Source organism: Saccharopolyspora sp. NPDC049426 (genome assembly GCF_040676935.1).
In the GTDB taxonomy this organism is placed as follows: domain Bacteria; phylum Actinomycetota; class Actinomycetes; order Mycobacteriales; family Pseudonocardiaceae; genus Saccharopolyspora.
The window spans coordinates 30,604-48,011 of the sequence record NZ_JBFAPZ010000006.1 but is presented as its reverse complement, the minus strand read 5'-3'; the positions used below and the strand labels follow the sequence as shown (position 1 = coordinate 48,011).

Sequence of the window (17,408 nt, the reverse complement as noted above, 5' to 3'; positions counted from 1 at the left end):
ACGGTAATCGAACGCCGCCGCGCGATGTCGAGTTCAACGCGGCCTCGCGAACACCAGCGCGGGCGCCGAACCGGTGGCTCGGCGCCCGCTGCCCGGACCAGGATCAGAACAGGTCCGGCACCTTCCAGCCGTCGAGGTCGTACTCGTCGAGGAAGCTCTCCGCGAAGCCCTTCATCTGGTCGACGCCACCGCGGTTCTGCGCGGCGAAGAGGAGCTCGGCCTTCACGTTCTCGTGGTTGCCCGAGTAGTTCCGCTCGTAGAGCTCGTGCCTGCCGCCGAACTCGGAGCCGATGGCGTCCCACAGCGCCTTCATCACCTTGACGCGGTCGACGGCGGTGACGCCGTTGGAGCCGCGCACGTACTTGTCGAGGTACGGCCTGACCTCGGGGCTCTGGAAGTCGGCCGCGCCGGAGGGCAGGTAGATCAGGCCGGAGGCCACGTCCTGCTCGATGATCTCCTTGACCCGCGGGTAGCCGTGGATCATGAACATCCGGTAGGTCAGTCCGTACTCCAGCTTCGGGATGACGGCGTCACCGACCCACGGCTCGGGGTCGCGCGCCATCGACTCGGTGAGCGACCAGAACAGGTTGCGCCAGCCGATGACCTCACCGACCCGGGTCTGCACGCCGCGGAAACCGCCGGAGCCGGTCGCGTCGAGGGCCTTCATCAGCAGGCCTGCGATGAAGTCGAGCTTGACCGCCAGCCGGGTGCAGCCCTGGAAGGTGAACCGCGGCAGGAAACCGGACTGGGGGAAGAACGCGTTGATCCGGTCGACGTCGCCGTACATGAACACGTTCTCCCAGGGCACCAGCACGTTGTCGAAGACGAAGATGGTGTCGTTCTCGTCCATGCGACTCGACAGCGGGTAGTCGAACGGCGTGCCGTTGTTCGCCGCCTGCTCCGTGTAGGAGGGGCGGCAGATCAGCTTGACCCCGGGAGCGTCCATGGGGACCGTGCAGATCAGCGCGAACTGCTTCTTGCGGATCGGCAGCCCGTAGTGGGCGATGAAGTTGTAGTTGGTGATCGCCGAACCGGTCGCGACCACCTTGGCCCCGGAGACCACCAGGCCGGCGTCGGTCTCCTTCTCCACCTTCATGTAGACGTCGCCCACCTCGTCCGGCGGCAGCTGCCGGTCCACGGGCGGGTTGATGATCGCGTGGTTCCAGTAGAGGACCTTCTCCTGCGACTCGCGGTACCACCGCTCGGCGTTGGCCTCGAACGGCGCGTACAGCTCCTTGTTGGCGTGCAGGGTGCCGAGGAAGCTCGCCTTGTAGTCGGGGCTGCGGCCCATCCAGCCCCAGGTCAAGCGGGCCCACTGCGCGATCGCGTCGCGTTCCTTGATCAGGTCGGCCGAGGAGGTCGGCGTCTTGAAGAAGGGCATCGTCACGCCGCCGTTGCCGGTGTCGGTCGGCACCGTGAGCGCGTCGACGTGCGGGCCGGTGTGCAGCGCGTCGTACAGGCGCGCGGTCATGCGGACGGGGTTGCGGAAGGCGGGGTGCGCCGTGACGTCCTTGACCCGCTCGCCGTGCAGGTAGATCTCGCGGCCATCGCGAAGGCTCTCGATGTACTCGTCCCCGGTCATCGGCCGCGAGGCGAAGTTCGCCTGCCGGTTGGCGGGAGCGTCCTGCGCCGGGTTGACCTCGGGCGCGCTCGTCGCGAACTCCGACTCCTCGGTGGCGGAGGTGAGCGTGTCAGCCATCTGCTTCTCCTTTGATCTCGATGGTGGTGTGCGGGGACCTCAGCTGGACCGCGCGGGAACGGGGTGGAACCGCGCCGTCGCGTCGAACCAGCCGGCGTGCGGGTCGTCCTGGCAGCCGAGCCAGACGGCGTCGGACGTGCGCTGCCCGATGTGGTGGAAGGCGCTGTCGTGGAACAGCAGCGGAGCCCGCTCGGTCGCGCGGACTTCGACGCATTCGCCCAGGAACAGCACGTGATCACCTCCGTCGTCGGCGCGCCACGGGTCGCAGGTGATCGACGCGGCGGTTCCCGCGAGCGTGGGTGCGCTCGCGCCGTCCAGCCACGGCAGCGGGTCGGGGCTCGGACGTCCCGCGAAGTGCATGGCCACGTCGACCTGGTCGGCTGCCAGCACGTTGACGGCGAACGGCGCGCCCTCCAGGTGCCCGGCCGCCTTCGCCGTGCGCGTCAGCGCGACCTGCACGAGCGGCGGTTCGAGGGAGATCGGGGTGAAGGCCGTGACCGTGGCGCCGTGGTAGCGCCCGTCCTGAGTCCGGCAGGTGATGACGGTGACCCCGGTCGCGAAGCGACCGAAGGTCGATCGCAAGGTGCGCGGATCCATGTGCTGCTCCTTCGCAGTGGCAAGACCTGCGGAAATGCGCGGTCCGGAACTAAGCGGTGACGCTAGGTCCAGCCGGTGTTCCGGGCGATCCGCTCTGCGAACGACCGAGCCGGATTGCGCATCGGACAGCTTCGAACTGTTATGCGTGCCACTCCGGAGCACGTACGATCGGTGAATCACGAAGGAGTGGTATGAGCACGACCGGCACGTTGACGGCCTCGTCCGAGGAGCTGGACGGCTTCTCGGCCTCGGTCGCGCGCGCCTACTTCCCCCACGATCTGGCGATCAGAGCGCAGGCGGCGGGCCCTGCTGAGCTGCGGGCCGTCGACCTCGGCCCGATCCGGCTCGCTCGCATCGGCTGGGGCTCAGAGGTCGCCGTCGAATCCGACCACCCGGGTGCCTGGGCCGTGAACGTGCCGCGCAGCGGGGTCCTGGAAGCGCGCGTCGGCGGTCGGCACGTGCTCTCGCTCGACGGCCAGGCGACGGTCTGCCCGCCGGACCAGCCGACCCGGATGACTCGCTGGTCAGCGGATTGCTCGATCGTCGGGATGCGCGTGGACCGCGACTACCTCGCCGACGAGGTCTCCGCGCTCGTCGGCATGCACGTCGATCGGCTGCCCGCGCAGCTGGACCTGCGCACCGGTGGCGGGCGGACCTGGATGGCGCTGCTGACCTCCATCGGAGCGGAAGCGCTGGTCTCCCCCGAGCTCGCGCGCGATCCTCGGGTGAGCCGTCGGCTGGCGGGCACGCTGTCGGCCGCGTTCGTCACCGCGTGCTTCCCGGAAGAGCCGACGCAGGGCGAGATCCGCCCGCGGATCGTGTCCAGAGTGGTCGCGGCGATGGAGGAGGATCCGGCCCGCGACTGGACGGCCTCGGACCTGGCGCGCACCGCCGGTGTCGGAATCCGACGCCTCCAGCAGGGCTTCCGGCACTACCTGGGTTCCACGCCGACGCAGGAGCTGACCGCGATCAGGTTGCGTCGAGTGCACGCGGACCTGCTCGGCGGCAACGCGGATTCGGTCACCGAGGCCGCCTACCGCTGGGGCTTCACCCACCTGGGCAGATTCGCCGCAGCGTACAAGAACCACTACGGAGTAACCCCGTCCCACACCCTCCGCTGCACGTAAACGAAAGCCCCACCTGCGAAAACGCAGCAGGGGACTCTATTCGCATTGCTGCGAGGTACGAAGGGGAAAGGCGCAAGCCCCGAATCGCTGGTCGATCACCAGACCAGGAACGATGCAAAGGCGAGGAGCCAACGAAAGGTAATCACCGCACCGTAGGGGGCTTGGGGGAGTCGCTCCCCCAAAATGATGACGGAGCGATAAAAAGCGAAAACGCCCCGCGTTGAGCGGGGCGTTCCCAATCGTTACGTGGAGCTGAGGGGAATCGAACCCCTGACCTTCTCGATGCGAACGAGACGCGCTACCAACTGCGCTACAGCCCCTCACCAGAGGTTCAAGCCCTCCGGCTTTGTTGTGAGGGAAGCTTAGCAAGTCCTGCATCAGGCTCTTGCGGCACCCCCCTCTTCGCGAGGATCACTCGCCCGCTGCCCTCCGGTAGGGCTCCCAGGTGCGCTCGTCGAGCTCGTCGAAGAACGGGTCTTCGTCGTCGATCTCCACGCGGACGCCGGGGACCACGGGACGGATGTCGGCTGCGCGGTCCTGGGCGGACACGGGCTCCGGCCTGCGGTCGTCGGCGACCTCGTCCTCGTAGTCCTCGACGAACTCGCCGAGCTCGTCGAACTCCGGGTCACCGGCGTAGTCGTAGTCGTCATCGCGGTCGTCGCGGCGGTAGTCGTCGCGGCGGTAGTCGTCGCGCTCGTCGTAGTCGACCTCGTCCTCTTCGGGCTCGACGTCGTCGCGCTCGCCGTTGATGCGGGCGAGGCGACGGGCCCGGATGTCCTCTTCGATGCGGACCTGCCTGCGCAGGTAGGTGAGGTAGCCGACCAGCCCCAGGTCGACGACGGCGTGCGCCGACCACACGACGGGCCACAGCAGCGCGGCGAGCAGCCCGGTGGTCACCGCGAGCAGCAGCATCGTGAGGACGATGCGCTGCCTGCGCGCGTACTTGGCGCGGGCGACCAGCGCCGCGGCTTCGGGGTCGTAGCCGCCCCGGCCAGGACGGTAGCGACGCCCGGCGCGGACGTCCTCGCTGTTGACGGGGTGCCAGTCCTCGTCGTGCTCCTCGAAGGTGTCGTCCACGTCCTGCTCGTCCACGTCCAGCCCGGGTTCAGGCATCCCGACCTCCACCCTGTCGGTTGTCGCGGCTTCCGACCTCGCCGGTCGCCGATCACTGCCGCGCCGCACGACTCGGGCGGCGAGCGCGGAATCGGTGGTCTTGGACACTTCCTGCCGGCGGCGGGCGAACATCGGCACCAGGACGACCAACCAGGCCGCCGCCAGCGCAGCGAAGATCAATGAGCTCGGCATCCCTCGCCACCTCCCCGGCCACCGGCAGTGCACAAATCTGCGATCGCCACGCTAGTCACATCAGTCACTCGTGTCTCGCAGCCACGCCGCGCAACAGTTGTGCCTCCGACTACAGAACCGCACGAACAGAGCAGTCGCGAGCAACATCGACACCGGCGTGTCGCCTTCCGCACCGCCGAATGCGCTCGTTCGAACGACCATCCGGCCCAACCTCAGGTGCGTTGCCGCAGATCGGTGGTAACGGTGTGCGTTCGATCTCAGGAGTTCAGGAGCGGGTGGCGCCGCCGGAGCGGATCAGGCGAGCGACGGCTCCGTCGGGGACTTCCTCGGTGGTCAGGGCGTAGACGTAGTGGTCCCGCCACCCTCCGGCGACGTCGAGGTACCGCTGGAACAGCCCTTCGCGGCGGAACCCGGACTTCTCCAGCACGCGGATGCTGCGGTCGTTCTCCGGGCGGACCGTGGCCTCCAGCCGGTGCAGCCCGACCGGGCCGAAGCAGTGGTCGATGGCCAGCGCGACGGCCGCCGGGGCCACTCCCCCACCGGCCAGCCTGCTGGCCACCCAGTACCCGACCCACGCCGAGCGCAGCGCCCCGCGAACGACGTTGCCGATGGTCAGCTGACCCGCGAACTCGCCGTCGACGACGATCGCGAACGGCAGCGCCTGGCCCCGGCGGGCCATGCCGCGCAGCGCCGCCCACTGGGCGGGCCAAGCGGAGGGCGAGTTGCGCTCCCGCCAGCCGCCGAGGGCCGTCGGCTCCCACTTCTGCAGGTAGTCGCGGTCCTGCAAGCGCGTCCGACTCCACAGTCCGGCATCGCGGAGCCGGAGCGGCCGCAGGGCCACGGTGCCGCGCTCGGTCCGCAGCGGACCGAGCCGCGCGGGCCAGCCGGGGTGGCGCCCGATCGGGAACCCATCAGAGTCGGTGGGCTGCATCCGCGCTCACGAACGCTGCGAGAGGAACCGCACCTGCACGTCCTCGCCCGCCGCGACCTCCGTGATGTCCTCTTCCACGACGATCAAGCAGTTCGCCTCGGCCAGCGACGCCAGCAGGTGCGAACCGGAGGTGCCCAGGGGCTGCACCAGGTAGGAGCCGTTCTTGGGGTCGCGCAGCAGCTGTCCGCGCAGGAATCCGCGACGGCCCTTGGCCGCGGTGATCGGCGAGAGCAGCTCGGCGGAGACGCTGCGGCGGTTCGGGTTCTCCTTGCCCAGCGCCGAGCGGATCAGCGGCCGGACCAGCACCTCGAAGACCACCAGCGCGCTCACCGGGTTGCCGGGCAGCACGAACGTCGGGATCTCGTCCGGGCCGAGCCGGCCGAAGCTCTGCACCGAACCGGGCTGCATCGCCACCCGGTCGTCGTCGAGGGATCCGAGGTCGGCCAGCGCCGAGCGCACGTCGCCGCCCGCGGCACCGCCGACACCGCCCGCGATCACCACGATCTCCGAAAGCAGCAGCCGTCCTTCGACGACCTCGCGCAACCGGCGCGGGTCGTTGCTGGCGATGCCGACGCGGGTGACCTCGGCTCCGGCGTCGCGCGCCGCGGCGGCGAGGGCATAGGAGTTGACGTCGTAGACCTGGCCCTGGCCGGGCGTGCGGTCGACGTCAACGAGCTCGTCGCCCAGGGAGATGATCGAGACGCGGGGACGCGGGTGCACCAGCACCTTGTCGCGGCCCACCGCGGCCAGCAGCCCGACCTGCGCGGAGCCGATGGGCGCCCCGCGCCGCACGGCGACGTCGCCGGTCTGCACGTCCTCACCGGTGCGGCGGACGAACGCCGCCGAGGGGACCGGCTGCTGCACGGTGATCTTGGCGGGGTGCTCGTCGGTGTAGCCCAGCGGGACGACGGCGTCGGCGAGCGTCGGCAGCGGGGCGCCGGTGGCGACCCGCACCGCCTGTCCGGGCTGCAGCCTGCGCGGCTGCCGCGAACCGGCCGGGATCTCCCCGACCACCGGGAGCACGATCGACTCCTCGGCGGCCGTCTGCACGTCGACGCTGCGCACCGCGTAGCCGTCGACCGCGGCCTGGTCGAATCCGGGCAGCGCCCGTTCGGCCACGACCTCTTCGGCGCACAGCAACCCCTGCGCCTCCGAGATCGCCACCCGAACTGGGGCGGGCCGGACGGCGGCCGTGAGCACGCGCGCCAGCTGCTCGTCCACTGACCTCATGGCTGTCGCCTCTTCCCCGCTCCTCACCGGTGCCGGGGTCGGCCTACCCGGCGCTCGGCATCAGCTTCTGTCGATCCGGTCGGCGAGCCAGTCCCGCAGGTCCGGCCCGTACTCGGGATCCGCTAGCGCGAAGTCCACCGCAGCTTTCAGGAAACCGCCAGGATTTCCCAAGTCGTGTCGCCCACCGTGGTGGACCACGACGTGAACCGGGTGTCCCTCGGAGATCAGCAACGCTACGGCATCGGTCAGCTGAAGTTCGCCACCGGCGCCGGGCTCGATGCGGCGCAGCGCGTCGAAGATCGCCCGGTCCAGCAGGTATCGGCCGGCGGCGGCCAGCGTCGACGGCGCGTCGGCCGGGGCGGGTTTCTCGACCATGCCCTTGACGATCTTGACGTCGTCGGCGTCGGTGTCGGCGATGTCGAAGACGCCGTAGGCGGAGATCTTGTCCCGGGGGACGTCGAAGGCGCACAGCACGCTGCCGCCGTAGCGGGCGCGGACCTGTGCCATCCGCTTCAGCACCCCGGTCGGCAGCACCAGGTCGTCGGGCAGCAGCACGGCGACCGCGTCATCGTCGTCGGCGAGGGCGGACTCGGCGCAACCCACGGCGTGTCCGAGGCCGAGGGCCTTCTCCTGCAGCGCGGTCTCGGCCTCGATCAGCTCCGAGGCCCGGTGCACCTTGGCCAGCAGGTCGTCCTTGCCGCGGGCCTTGAGGGTCTGCTCCAGCTCGGGGCTGGGTTGGAAGTAGTCGGCGACCGCGCCCTTGTCGGGCGACGTGACGATGATCAGGCGCTGCGCACCGGCCTCGGCAGCCTCGGCCGCCACCAGCTCGATCCCGGGGGTGTCCACGACCGGGAGCAACTCCTTGGGCACCGCTTTCGTGGTGGGCAGGAACCTGGTTCCCAGTCCTGCTGCCGGCACGATGGCGGTCCGGAACGCGGTCGGCGTGCTCGTCGGGCTGCTCATGACGCCGCAGCTTATCGGTCAAACCTACAGTGAACCCGTGAGCTCACCGGATGAATTTCGTACGTCGAAAGCGCAATGGCGGAGCCGACTCCTGCTCCAACGCGACGAGCTGGACGAACCCGCCAGGAAGGCCGATGACCAGGCACTTCTGTCGAACCTGCTGGGCTGGTTGGCCCAGCGCGAGCTGAACGCGGTGGCCGCCTACGTGCCCGTCGGCCCGGAGCCGGGAGCGGATCTTCCCTCGGTGCTGCGCGAGGCGGGTCTGCGCGTGCTGCTGCCGGTCGTGGCGGGCAAGCAGCCGCTGGAATGGGCCGAGTACACCGGTCCGGACTCGCTGCGACCGGCCACGTTCGGGCTCCTCGAACCCGCGGGCGAGCGGCTGGGCGCCGCGGCGATCGGCCAGGCGGAAGTGATCTTGGTCCCCGCGCTGGGCGTCGATCACCAGGGCGTCCGGCTCGGGCGTGGCGCCGGTCACTACGACCGGTCGCTGGTGCTGCGCGACCCGGCGGCGGAACTGCTGGGCGTGGTGCGGGACTCCGAGTTCGTCCCGTCGCTGCCCGGCGAGGACCACGACGTGCGGATGACCAGCGTCATTACCCCCGCGCGCGGGGTCGTGAGGCTGCCGATGTGACGTAGCACTGTTTGCACTGGACACCCGTTGTCTAGCATTATCGGGTTAGCACTCCCGTAGTTTGAGTGCCAAGCCCAGATTTCGGAGGTTCGCGGCCGTGCCCACATATCAGTACGCCTGCACCGAATGTGACCATCGATTCGAGCAGGTGCAGTCGTTCAGCGAGGACTCCCTCACCGAGTGCCCGCAGTGCAACGGCCGACTCCGCAAGCTGTTCAACGCCGTCGGCATCGTGTTCAAGGGCAGCGGCTTCTACCGGACCGACAACCGGTCGTCCTCGTCGAGCACGAGCGGCTCGTCGTCCTCGTCGAGCTCCTCGGACTCCGGTTCGTCGTCGAGCTCGTCCTCGTCGGACTCGTCGTCTTCGAGCTCGTCGTCTTCGAGTTCGTCTTCGAGCAGCAGCACCACCGCCGCGGCTTCCTGATTCCGCACAATTCAACCGCCGGTCACTCGAATGTGGCCGGCGGTTTTGCCATGCGCGCGAAAAGTCCGACTTCCCGCGTCATTCCGTGATCGACAATCGAACTCGTTGATTCTTTCGAGTGAAGCGAGTTATCCACAGGCGACGAATCCATCCACAGATTCGTGCTTCCCCCTTCCTCGGCATCGGGCACGTCCTTAACTTCGAACGCGTCCGATCTCTCCGAAGGCACCAGGGGGCGACATGCGCGCAGACTCCGGGCTCGATCCCACGCCGCTCGACCGGCTCCGTCACCTGCTGCCGAGCAGGCGCGGCGTGCTGTGGCTGCGCCGGATCACGGCCGCGGTCCTCCTGCTGCTGGCCCTGGTCCTTGCCATCGGCCAGCACTCCGTTGTGGACATCGCCACAGCCGCCACCTGAGCGGTTCAGCGATGAGCAATTGCTTTCCCCCATTCGGTTACCGTTACGCTGCCCTCCTGTGCCCGCGCCCGCGCCGCGCCGCGGCGAATGCGGCGCGATCATCGATCCGGGAAATCCGGACTCGCATTCTTCGAGAGGAGTTTCCACGTGCTCAAGGGATTCAAGGACTTCCTGATGCGCGGCAACATCATCGACCTCGCCGTCGCGGTTGTCGTCGGTAGCGCTTTCACCGCCCTGGTCACGGCGTTCACCACCAGCATCATCAAGCCGCTGATCGCGGCCACCGGCGGCGGGAACGTCACCGGCCTGAGCATCGAGATCGTCGCAGGCAACAAGGCTTCGACGATCGACTTCGCCGCGGTGATCAATGCCGTGATCACGTTCCTCATCACGGCGGCTGTCGTTTACTTCCTGTTCGTCGTTCCGATGAACAAGATTTCCGAGCGCCGCAAGAAGGGCAAGGAAGACGGCCAGTCCGAGCCCACCGACGTGGAGCTGCTGATGGAGATCCGCAACCTGATGCGCGCCGAGCAGGGCCTGCCGCGCATCGAGGGCCTGGCCACCGACGAGGAGGCCACCACCGGCACCGGCAACGGCAAGGCCGCCTCGCGCAACTGACGCCCTAGCGAGCGTCGTGGTGCGGCGGCCGGTTCTCGCGGTACCAGCTCTCGCGGGTGTTCGCCGAGGTCGGCTCGGGACGGTCGTCGGAGGTCGTCTCCGGCAGCACGTCTCCGAAGATCTCGGCGAGCCTGCGGCGCTTCTCGCGTTCGGGCTTCGCCTGGGGCGATTCGCTGGTCACCTGTCCATCCTGCCTCGATCGCAGCGGTTCGCGCACGAACCGGTATCACCGAGTGTGAAATCGGTTACAGTGAGTACGTGTCTCGCCGTCGCGGGAGACAGCGACGCAGGGAGGCTGCGATGAGTTTCCTGAACAAGGCCAAGGAACTGGCCGGCCAAGCCAAGGGCAAGGCGGAGGAGTTCGCCGAGAAGGCGGGCCCCAGCGCCGCCAAGGGGCTCGATGCCGCCAAGTCGAGCTTGGACAAGGCCACGGGCGGCAAGTACCACGACCGGATCGAGTCGGTGAGCGGCAAGGTGGAGGGCGTGCTCAAGCGGGACTCCTCGAGCGGGGATTCCGCCAAGGACGATCCCGGCCCCGGACCTGGCCCCAGCGGTTCGCAGGACAAGGGTCCGGACGACCCCACCGGCGGCTCGAAGCCCGGCTGATCAGCTGGACAGAACAACGGTGGCGGTTCCCGCGCGGGAGCCGCCACCGTTGTCGTTCCGGGCTCAGGGGGTGTCGAGCCCCGAGAGCTGCTCGATCACGTGGGCCACCAGCGGAGTCAGGGTCGCCATGCCGTCGCGGACCGAGGCCCGCGAACCGGACAGGTTCACCACCAGCGTGCTGCCCGAGACGCCGACGAGACCGCGCGACACCCCGGCGTCGACCGCACCCGCGGCCAGCCCGGAGGCCCGAAGCGCCTCGGCGATGCCCGGGATCGGCCGGTCCAGCACCCCGGCGGTGGCGTCGGGGGTGACGTCCCGGGGCGACACCCCGGTGCCGCCGACCGTGATCACCACGTCGACGCCACCGATCACCGCGGTGTTCAGCGCGTTGCGGATGTCCACCGTCTCCCCGGCCACCGCGACGGTTCCGTCGACGATGAATCCGGCTTCTTCCAGCAACTCGGTCACCAGTGGACCGATGTTGTCTTCCTGCTCTCCTTGGGCGACCCGGTCGTCCACCACGACCACGAGAGCCCGCCCCAGCCGCTGCGCGCTGCGTTCCATGCCGGTAACCGTAGTGCCAAGGTCGGGTTCGGTCAGTTCATAGGAGTCGGCGAGCTCCACCAATTTCGGCGCGATGCCGGTCATGGTGGTCGTTTTGTCGGACATGGTCCTCCCCAGGTGTCGATCGATCTTCAAAACCACCCCGACGATGACGCCGCCGGCGTCTGAGGTTCCGCCGCCCGCACCGCTGCTCAGAACGAGTTCTGCGGAGGGGCTTTGGACACGTCGGCCGGTCCCGCGACGCAGGAAGGGGGCATGGGCCGCGGGAACTCGGCCGACGCGATCAGGGGGTCAGCCCTTCTGGCCGGTGAGCGTCACGTCGACCGTGCGCTCCCCGCCGGGGCCGCCGATGGTGAACCGGACGTGGTCACCGGGGTTGTGCGAGCGGACCGCCGCGACCAGGGCGTCCGCGTCGAGGAGAGCCCGGTCGTCGATCTTGGTGATCACATCACCGGGCTTGATCCCGGCCGCCTGGGCGGGTCCGTTCGGGATGATGTCCTGGACCTGCGCTCCGGGCTGGTTGGCGTTGGTGATCGTCACCCCGAGCGTGGTCTGGGTGGCCGAGCCGGTCTCCTTGAGCTCGTTGGCGATGCGGCGGGCCTGGTCGATCGGGATCGCGAAGCCCAGGCCGACCGAGCCGGCCTGCTCCTGGCCGGTGCCGGGGCTGTAGATCGCGGAGTTGATGCCGACGACGCGGCCGTCCATGTCGACCAGCGGGCCACCGGAGTTGCCGGGGTTGATCGCGGCGTCGGTCTGCAGCGCGTTGAGCACGGTGTCCTGGCTGCCCGACTCGCCGCCCGCGCGCACCGGACGGTCCTTGGCGCTGATGATTCCGCTGGTCACCGTGCCGGACAGGCCGAACGGCGAACCGATGGCCACGACCTGCGAACCGACGGGCAGATCATCGCTGCGGCCGAGCTCGGCCGGGGTCAGCCCGGTGATGTCGGCCTTGACCACCGCGAGGTCGGACTTCGGGTCGGTGCCCACGACGCGCACCGGCGCGGTGCGGTTGTCGTGGAACAGCGCGGTCAGCCGTCCGCTCTGGCCGCCCTCGGCGACGTGGTTGTTGGTGAGGATGAGGCCGTCGCTGCTGAGCACGATGCCCGATCCCTCGCCGGAGCCCTGCGCGCTGGAGATCTGGATCTGCACGACGCTCGGCAGGACCTTCTGCGCGACCTGCTGGACGGACCCCTGGGGAGCGGTGCTGGCGCTGCGGGCGGGCTTGGACTCGTCGAGCGCGCTGGCACCGGTGCTGCTGTCACCGCCGAGCTGGTACCCGACGAACCCGCCGACACCGCCGCCGACCAGGCCGCACACCAGCGCGAGCGCGGCCACACCGGTGACCAGGCCGCGGCCGGACTTCTTCTGCTGCGTCGCCTGACCGGAGGCGTACCCGGGCCAGGGCTGCTGCCCGTACTGCTGGTGCATGCCGTACGGGTACTGCTGGGTCCCGTACTGCCCGGCGGGCTGGCCCTGCGGCTGGGCGGGCTGGGTCGGCTGCTGGGACGGGCCGGGCTGGGCGCTCTGCTGCTGGGACGGCACCCCGGATGGAGGGGTATCGCCCGCGCCGACGCCGTCTCCGCTCGGCTTCGGCTCTTCCGGCTTGTCACCGAATTCCGGGGTGTGTTCGGTCATGGCTCCCACTGTGCTCCGGGCGTCTGAGAAGTGCCTGAGATCTGACTGTGGGCACGCATGATAAGTCCCATGATCGTCCTCACCCACCCCGACCAAACCGGCAAAAGCGCAGGATGCGGACCGGGGGACGTGGAAGCCGCTGGCGGTTCTGGTCCAAACCGACCCGGCAGAACCGGCATTGATCATGGACGGTTCGAACCACACCCGCCCCTGACCACCGACGACGTCAGCGGAGGCGCGCGGCGATCTGCTCGGGGGTCGCGTCGTTGATCCAGACCGCCATACCCGACTCGGACCCGGCGAGGTACTTGAGCTTGTCCGCGCTGCGCAGCACCGAGAACAGCTCCAGGTGCAGCCACGACAGATCGCGCCCGGTGTTCACCGGCGCCTGGTGCCAAGCGGCGATGTAGGGCAGCGGCTTGTCGTAGAGCCCGTCGAGGCGGCCGAGCACGTCGAGGTAGGTGGTGGCGAAGTCGTCCCGCTCGTCGTCGGTGAGCGCGGCGATGTCGGGGACCTGGCGGTGCGGCACGATCTGCACCTCGACGGGCCAGCGGGCGGCGGCCGGGACGAACGCCGTCCAGTGCTCGGAGTCGACCAGCACCCGCTCGCCGCTCGCGCGCTCGGCGGCCAGGACGTCGCCCATGACGTGCGTGCCGTGCTCGGCGCGGTACTGCTCGGCGACCCGCAGCATGGTCTCGGTCTTGGGCGTGACGAACGGGTAGCCGTAGATCTGCCCGTGCGGGTGGTGCAGCGTCACGCCGATCTCCTCACCGCGGTTCTCGAAGCAGAAGACCTGCTCGACACCCGGGGTTTCGTTGAGAGCGGCGGTGCGATCGGCCCAGACGTCGACGACGCTGCGGACCCGCTTCGCACTCAGCGAGCCGAAGGAGGAGTTGTGGTCGGAGGTGAAGCAGACGACCTCGCAGCGTCCGCTGGCCGGTGCCGCGGGCACCATCGGCATGCCGCCGACGGTGGCCGGCTCACCGGGGATGCCCTGCGCGAACGACGGGAACTGGTTCTCGAAGACGACCACGTCGTAGTCGGACTCGGGGATCTCGCTGGGACGTCCCGGGGAGCTGGGGCACAGCGGGCACATCGCGGCCGGCGGCTTGTAGGTGCGGGACTGCCGGTGCGCGGCGATCCCCACCCACTCCCCGGTCAGCGGATCACGCCGCATCTCCGACGCCGGGGCCTGGGGCGGGAGCTCGCGGGTGTCCTCCGCGGTGCGTTCCCGTCCCGGTTCGTCGTCGAAGTAGATGATCTCCCGACCGTCGACCAGGCGGCGCGCGGTGCGCTTCACTCTTCCTCCTCCGTTGACCGCTGCTCGGCCAGCAGCAGTTCGACGTGCTCGCCCAGCAGCTCTCGCGCGTCCGGCGGCAGCCCCTCGTCGCTGATCAGCAGGTCGACCTCGTCGAAGTCGACGATCGTGGAGATGCCGACGGTCGACCACTTGGAGCTGTCGGCGACCACCACCAACCGGCCCGCGGCTTCGGCGAAGGCCCGGTTGGTCTCGCTCTCGTTGAGGTTCGGCGTGGTGAAGCCGGCGCGCGGGGCCATCCCGTGCACGCCGAGGAACACCAGGTCCAGGTGCAGCGAGCGCAGCGACTGCACGGCGACGGGTCCCACGAGCGCGTCGGACGGGGTGCGGACACCACCGGTGAGCACGACGGTCCGGTCGACGCGGCCGCGCTGCTGCAGCGCGTCGGCGACGCGGACCGAGTTGGTGACGATGGTCAGGTCCGGGATGTCGTCGAGCTGGCGCGCGAGCGTCCAGGTGGTGGTTCCGGCGGACATGCCGATCGCGGTGCCGGGCTGGATCTCGTCGGCGGCGAGCTTCGCGATGGCTTCCTTCTCGGTGAGCTGGCGGACGGACTTGGCCTCGAAGCCGGGTTCGTCGGTGCTGTTGCCGATCGTGGAGGTCGCACCGCCGTAGACCTTCTCGACGAGGCCCCGGCGGGCGAGGGCGTCGAGGTCGCGGCGGATCGTCATGTCCGACACGCCGAGTCGTTGCACCAGCTCGCCGACCTGCACGGCCCCGGTGCGCCGCACTTCGTCGAGGATCACTTCCTGGCGTTGTCGTGCGAGCACGTCCACTCCCTGGCCGGGCGTCATCTTTCTGTCATCAAGTCAACAAAAACCAACAATACCTGACGGATAACCGGCCCGACAGCCGGGGAGTTGGGGCTTGAAGTTACGAATGGGTGTTCATTGCTGTTCGTTTTGCTGAGAGTTCCCCGGCAGCGTCATGCGCAGCAGCGCGCCGCCCTCGGGAGCCTCCGCAGCCAGCACCGACCCGCCGTGGCGCTCGGCGACCTGCTTGACGATCGACAGCCCCAGCCCGGAACCGGGCAGCGTCCGCGCGTCCGACGACCGGTAGAAGCGCTCGAAGACGTAGGGCCGGTCGGCTTCGGTGATGCCAGGTCCGCTGTCGGCGACCTCCAGAACCGCCAGCCCGGTGCCCTCCTTCGGGTGAAGGTCGACCCGCACGTGGCCACCGTCGGGACTCCACTTCGCGGCGTTGTCCAGCAGGTTCAGCACCGCCCGCTCCAGCGCGGTCGCATCGCCCATCATCACCCACGGGTTCAGCCGCACGTCGAACTCGGTGCGCGGCGCGCGCCGCCTGGCCCGCCCCAGCGCGCGCTCGACGACGTCGACCAGGTCCACCGATTCGTGCACGGCCTGCGGGGTGTCCTCGCGCGCGAGCTCGACCAGGTCACCGACCAGCGCGGACAGCTCCTCCACCTGGGCCTGGACGTCGGAGAACATCTCTCGCCGGTCCTGCTCGGACAGCACGGGCGCGTCCGGCCGGGCGGCCGCGAGCAGCAGCTCCAGGTTGGTGCGCAGCGAGGTCAGCGGTGTGCGCAGCTCGTGCCCGGCGTCGGCGACCAGGCGTCGCTGCCGCTCCTGGGATTCGGCCAGAGCGCTGAGCATCCCGTTGAAGCTCGCGGTCAACCGCGCCAGCTCGTCGTCGCCACTCACCGGGATCGGCCGCAGGTCGCCGGTCAGCGCGACGCGTTCGGTGGCGGCGGTCAGCCGCTGCACCGGTCGCAGACCGGCGCGCGCCACCGCGGTCCCGGCGGCTGCGGCGAGCAGGATGCCGGCCCCGCCCATCACCACGAGGACCACGCTGAGCTGCGCCAACGTCCGCTGAGTGGGCTGCAGGGAGGTCGACATGACCAGTGCCGCGTTGCGCCCGGTGGGCACCGCGACGACGCGGCTGTTGCTCGCCTTGTCGGTGCGCAGCGAGCGCTGGGCCTCGCCCTTGGCCACCGACAGCTCCAGCACGCTCATCGGCGGGCGCTGCTCCGGGCCGAACACGGTGCCGTCGGCGGAGAGCACGTTGATCTTGAAGTTGGTGGCGACGAAGAACGCCACCGGAACCTGCTGCAGGTCGGAGGTGCGCACCAGCGGCCCCTCGGCCGCCTCCACCGCGCGTTCGGTGAGGCTGTCGTCCAGCTGCTGGTAGAGGCTGTCGCGCACGGTCACGAACGCCCCGACCGACACCAGCGCCACCGCTCCCGCCACGCACATCGCGGCCAGCCAGGTGACGCGGTTGCGCAGCGACACCCGCTGCAACCTGCTGGGCGGCGGCGGGTTGTCCAGGTCGGGCGGCGGCGGTGCCGGAACGGCCATCGGATTGCCCATCATGGCGGCGTCTCGCGGAGCACGTAGCCAACACCGCGAACGGTGTGGATCAGCCTCGTCTCCCCCTCGGCCTCGGTCTTGCGGCGCAGGTAGCCGATGTAGACCTCCAGGGCGTTGCCCGAGGTCGGGAAGTCGTAGCCCCACACGTCTTCGAGCAGCCTGCTGCGGGTGAGCACCTGCTTGGGGTGCGCCATCAGCAGTTCCAGCAGGGCGAACTCGGTGCGGGTGAGACTGATCGAGCGCTCGCCGCGGCGGACCTCGCGGGTCCCCGGGTCCAGCTCCAGGTCGGCGAAGCGCAGCGCGGCGGGCTGCGCGTCGGGGCCGCCCTCGAGCGGGGTGGCGCGGCGCAGCAGCGCGCGCAGCCGGGCGAGGAGCTCTTCGAGGGCGAAGGGCTTGGGCAGGTAGTCGTCGGCGCCGGCGTCGAGCCCGGCGACCCGGTCGGACACGGCGTCGCGGGCGGTGAGCACCAGGATCGGCAGATCGTCACCGGTGCTGCGCAGCCGCCGCGCCACCTCCAAGCCGTCGAGCCGGGGCATCATCACGTCGAGAACCATGGCGTCCGGGCGGTTGTCGGCCAGGTGGTCCAGTGCTTGTTGACCGTCCGCGGCGAGCTCCACTTGGTACCCGTTGAACTGCAGGGACCTTCGCAGCGACTCCCGCACGGCACGATCGTCGTCGACGACGAGGATGCGCATGCGGACAGTGTTACCCGTTGCCCTGAGAACGAGCTGAGAGCCCCCGCCCTACCTCGCCCGTCGAGGTGACGGCCGTCTCGGCCCGGCGCGCGTCGTTCACTCGGCGTGACGACGCGCGCCGGATGCGCTCACTTCTCCTGGAAGTGGCGGATCAACGCGCGCGGCACCAGCTTCCGCTCGCCGTCCACCACGATCGGTACCAGCTCGGGCGCCTTCGCCTTCCACTGCGAGCGGCGGTGCCGGGTGTTGGCCCGCGAGGTCTTGCGCTTGGGAACTGCCATGTCAGGCCCTTCTCTCGGAGTGCGGCGAAGCCGCTGCTTC

At 69.6% G+C, this 17,408-nt stretch carries 20 protein-coding genes and 1 tRNA gene; 6 read left to right on the top strand and 15 right to left on the bottom strand.

What is annotated here, in order from left to right:
• Window positions 1–103 precede the first annotated feature (103 nt).
• Window positions 104–1,582, bottom strand: a complete 1,479-nt coding sequence (locus tag AB0J78_RS14350) for a 4-hydroxyphenylacetate 3-hydroxylase N-terminal domain-containing protein (protein WP_363789737.1) — start codon at window positions 1,580–1,582, stop codon at window positions 104–106.
• A gap of 156 nt (window positions 1,583–1,738) precedes the next feature.
• Window positions 1,739–2,296, bottom strand: coding sequence for a flavin reductase family protein (locus AB0J78_RS14345; protein ID WP_363789381.1), 558 nt, complete (start codon window positions 2,294–2,296; stop codon window positions 1,739–1,741).
• A gap of 191 nt (window positions 2,297–2,487) precedes the next feature.
• Here AB0J78_RS14345 and AB0J78_RS14340 point away from each other — a divergent pair, with 191 nt between their 5' ends.
• Window positions 2,488–3,423 (top strand): AraC family transcriptional regulator, encoded by a 936-nt coding sequence (locus AB0J78_RS14340; protein WP_363789380.1) that lies wholly within the window; start codon window positions 2,488–2,490, stop codon window positions 3,421–3,423.
• 247 nt (window positions 3,424–3,670) lie between these two features.
• Here AB0J78_RS14340 and AB0J78_RS14335 read toward each other — a convergent pair.
• The 5 genes from AB0J78_RS14335 to AB0J78_RS14315 all read right to left on the bottom strand — a co-directional run bounded on the left by AB0J78_RS14335 (window position 3,671) and on the right by AB0J78_RS14315 (window position 7,852).
• A tRNA-Ala gene (locus AB0J78_RS14335) sits at window positions 3,671–3,743 on the bottom strand.
• A gap of 91 nt (window positions 3,744–3,834) precedes the next feature.
• Window positions 3,835–4,728 (bottom strand): gephyrin-like molybdotransferase receptor GlpR, encoded by an 894-nt coding sequence (gene glpR / locus AB0J78_RS14330; RefSeq protein ID WP_363789379.1) that lies wholly within the window; start codon window positions 4,726–4,728, stop codon window positions 3,835–3,837.
• Between the two features lie 265 nt (window positions 4,729–4,993).
• Window positions 4,994–5,659 carry a GNAT family protein gene (locus tag AB0J78_RS14325; RefSeq protein ID WP_363789378.1) on the bottom strand — a complete coding sequence of 222 codons (666 nt, stop codon included), beginning with the start codon at window positions 5,657–5,659 and terminating at the stop codon, window positions 4,994–4,996.
• Between the two features lie 6 nt (window positions 5,660–5,665).
• Window positions 5,666–6,889, bottom strand: coding sequence for a gephyrin-like molybdotransferase Glp (glp, locus tag AB0J78_RS14320; protein WP_363789377.1), 1,224 nt, complete (start codon window positions 6,887–6,889; stop codon window positions 5,666–5,668).
• Between the two features lie 60 nt (window positions 6,890–6,949).
• A complete protein-coding gene (locus AB0J78_RS14315; protein ID WP_363789376.1) occupies window positions 6,950–7,852 on the bottom strand; it encodes a UTP--glucose-1-phosphate uridylyltransferase in 903 nt (300 codons plus the stop codon).
• A 37-nt stretch (window positions 7,853–7,889) separates the two neighbouring features.
• Between AB0J78_RS14315 and AB0J78_RS14310 the strand changes: the two genes are divergently transcribed.
• The 4 genes from AB0J78_RS14310 (at window position 7,890) to mscL (ending at window position 9,942) form a co-directional block, all read left to right on the top strand.
• Window positions 7,890–8,483, top strand: coding sequence for a 5-formyltetrahydrofolate cyclo-ligase (locus AB0J78_RS14310; RefSeq protein ID WP_363789375.1), 594 nt, complete (start codon window positions 7,890–7,892; stop codon window positions 8,481–8,483).
• Between the two features lie 97 nt (window positions 8,484–8,580).
• Window positions 8,581–8,907, top strand: coding sequence for an FmdB family zinc ribbon protein (locus AB0J78_RS14305; protein ID WP_363789374.1), 327 nt, complete (start codon window positions 8,581–8,583; stop codon window positions 8,905–8,907).
• A 240-nt stretch (window positions 8,908–9,147) separates the two neighbouring features.
• Entirely contained in the window at window positions 9,148–9,324 is a 177-nt protein-coding gene (locus tag AB0J78_RS14300) for a hypothetical protein (RefSeq protein ID WP_363789373.1), read from the top strand.
• A 147-nt stretch (window positions 9,325–9,471) separates the two neighbouring features.
• On the top strand, window positions 9,472–9,942 hold the full coding sequence (gene mscL / locus AB0J78_RS14295; RefSeq protein WP_363789372.1) for a large conductance mechanosensitive channel protein MscL: 471 nt from the start codon (window positions 9,472–9,474) through the stop codon (window positions 9,940–9,942).
• A gap of 4 nt (window positions 9,943–9,946) precedes the next feature.
• Here mscL and AB0J78_RS14290 read toward each other — a convergent pair whose 3' ends face one another.
• Window positions 9,947–10,123: a hypothetical protein gene (locus AB0J78_RS14290; protein WP_210971115.1), complete on the bottom strand. Its 177-nt coding sequence runs from the start codon at window positions 10,121–10,123 to the stop codon at window positions 9,947–9,949.
• A gap of 119 nt (window positions 10,124–10,242) precedes the next feature.
• On the opposite strand from AB0J78_RS14290, the gene AB0J78_RS14285 reads away from it, so the two are divergent.
• The gene (locus AB0J78_RS14285) at window positions 10,243–10,548 is read left to right on the top strand and encodes an antitoxin (protein WP_363789371.1); all 306 of its coding nucleotides are present in this window, start codon (window positions 10,243–10,245) and stop codon (window positions 10,546–10,548) included.
• A 63-nt stretch (window positions 10,549–10,611) separates the two neighbouring features.
• Here the strand turns inward: AB0J78_RS14285 and AB0J78_RS14280 are convergent, their stop codons facing one another.
• From AB0J78_RS14280 to rpmF, 7 genes are all read right to left on the bottom strand, one after another.
• Window positions 10,612–11,112, bottom strand: coding sequence for a MogA/MoaB family molybdenum cofactor biosynthesis protein (locus AB0J78_RS14280; RefSeq protein ID WP_132619691.1), 501 nt, complete (start codon window positions 11,110–11,112; stop codon window positions 10,612–10,614).
• A gap of 291 nt (window positions 11,113–11,403) precedes the next feature.
• The gene (locus AB0J78_RS14275; protein ID WP_363789370.1) at window positions 11,404–12,747 is read right to left on the bottom strand and encodes a trypsin-like peptidase domain-containing protein; all 1,344 of its coding nucleotides are present in this window, start codon (window positions 12,745–12,747) and stop codon (window positions 11,404–11,406) included.
• A gap of 226 nt (window positions 12,748–12,973) precedes the next feature.
• Window positions 12,974–14,047, bottom strand: coding sequence for a galactose-1-phosphate uridylyltransferase (galT, locus tag AB0J78_RS14270; protein WP_363789369.1), 1,074 nt, complete (start codon window positions 14,045–14,047; stop codon window positions 12,974–12,976).
• On the bottom strand, window positions 14,044–14,835 hold the full coding sequence (locus tag AB0J78_RS14265) for a DeoR/GlpR family DNA-binding transcription regulator (protein ID WP_363789368.1): 792 nt from the start codon (window positions 14,833–14,835) through the stop codon (window positions 14,044–14,046). The genes galT and AB0J78_RS14265 overlap by 4 nt, the downstream gene beginning before the upstream one ends.
• Window positions 14,836–14,952: 117 nt before the next feature.
• Window positions 14,953–16,380: a HAMP domain-containing sensor histidine kinase gene (locus tag AB0J78_RS14260; protein ID WP_363789736.1), complete on the bottom strand. Its 1,428-nt coding sequence runs from the start codon at window positions 16,378–16,380 to the stop codon at window positions 14,953–14,955.
• Window positions 16,381–16,391: 11 nt separating this feature from the next.
• Window positions 16,392–17,087 carry a response regulator transcription factor gene (locus AB0J78_RS14255; protein ID WP_363789367.1) on the bottom strand — a complete coding sequence of 232 codons (696 nt, stop codon included), beginning with the start codon at window positions 17,085–17,087 and terminating at the stop codon, window positions 16,392–16,394.
• Between the two features lie 128 nt (window positions 17,088–17,215).
• Window positions 17,216–17,368 carry a 50S ribosomal protein L32 gene (rpmF, locus tag AB0J78_RS14250; RefSeq protein ID WP_132673836.1) on the bottom strand — a complete coding sequence of 51 codons (153 nt, stop codon included), beginning with the start codon at window positions 17,366–17,368 and terminating at the stop codon, window positions 17,216–17,218.
• Between the last annotated feature and the right edge of the window lie 40 nt (window positions 17,369–17,408).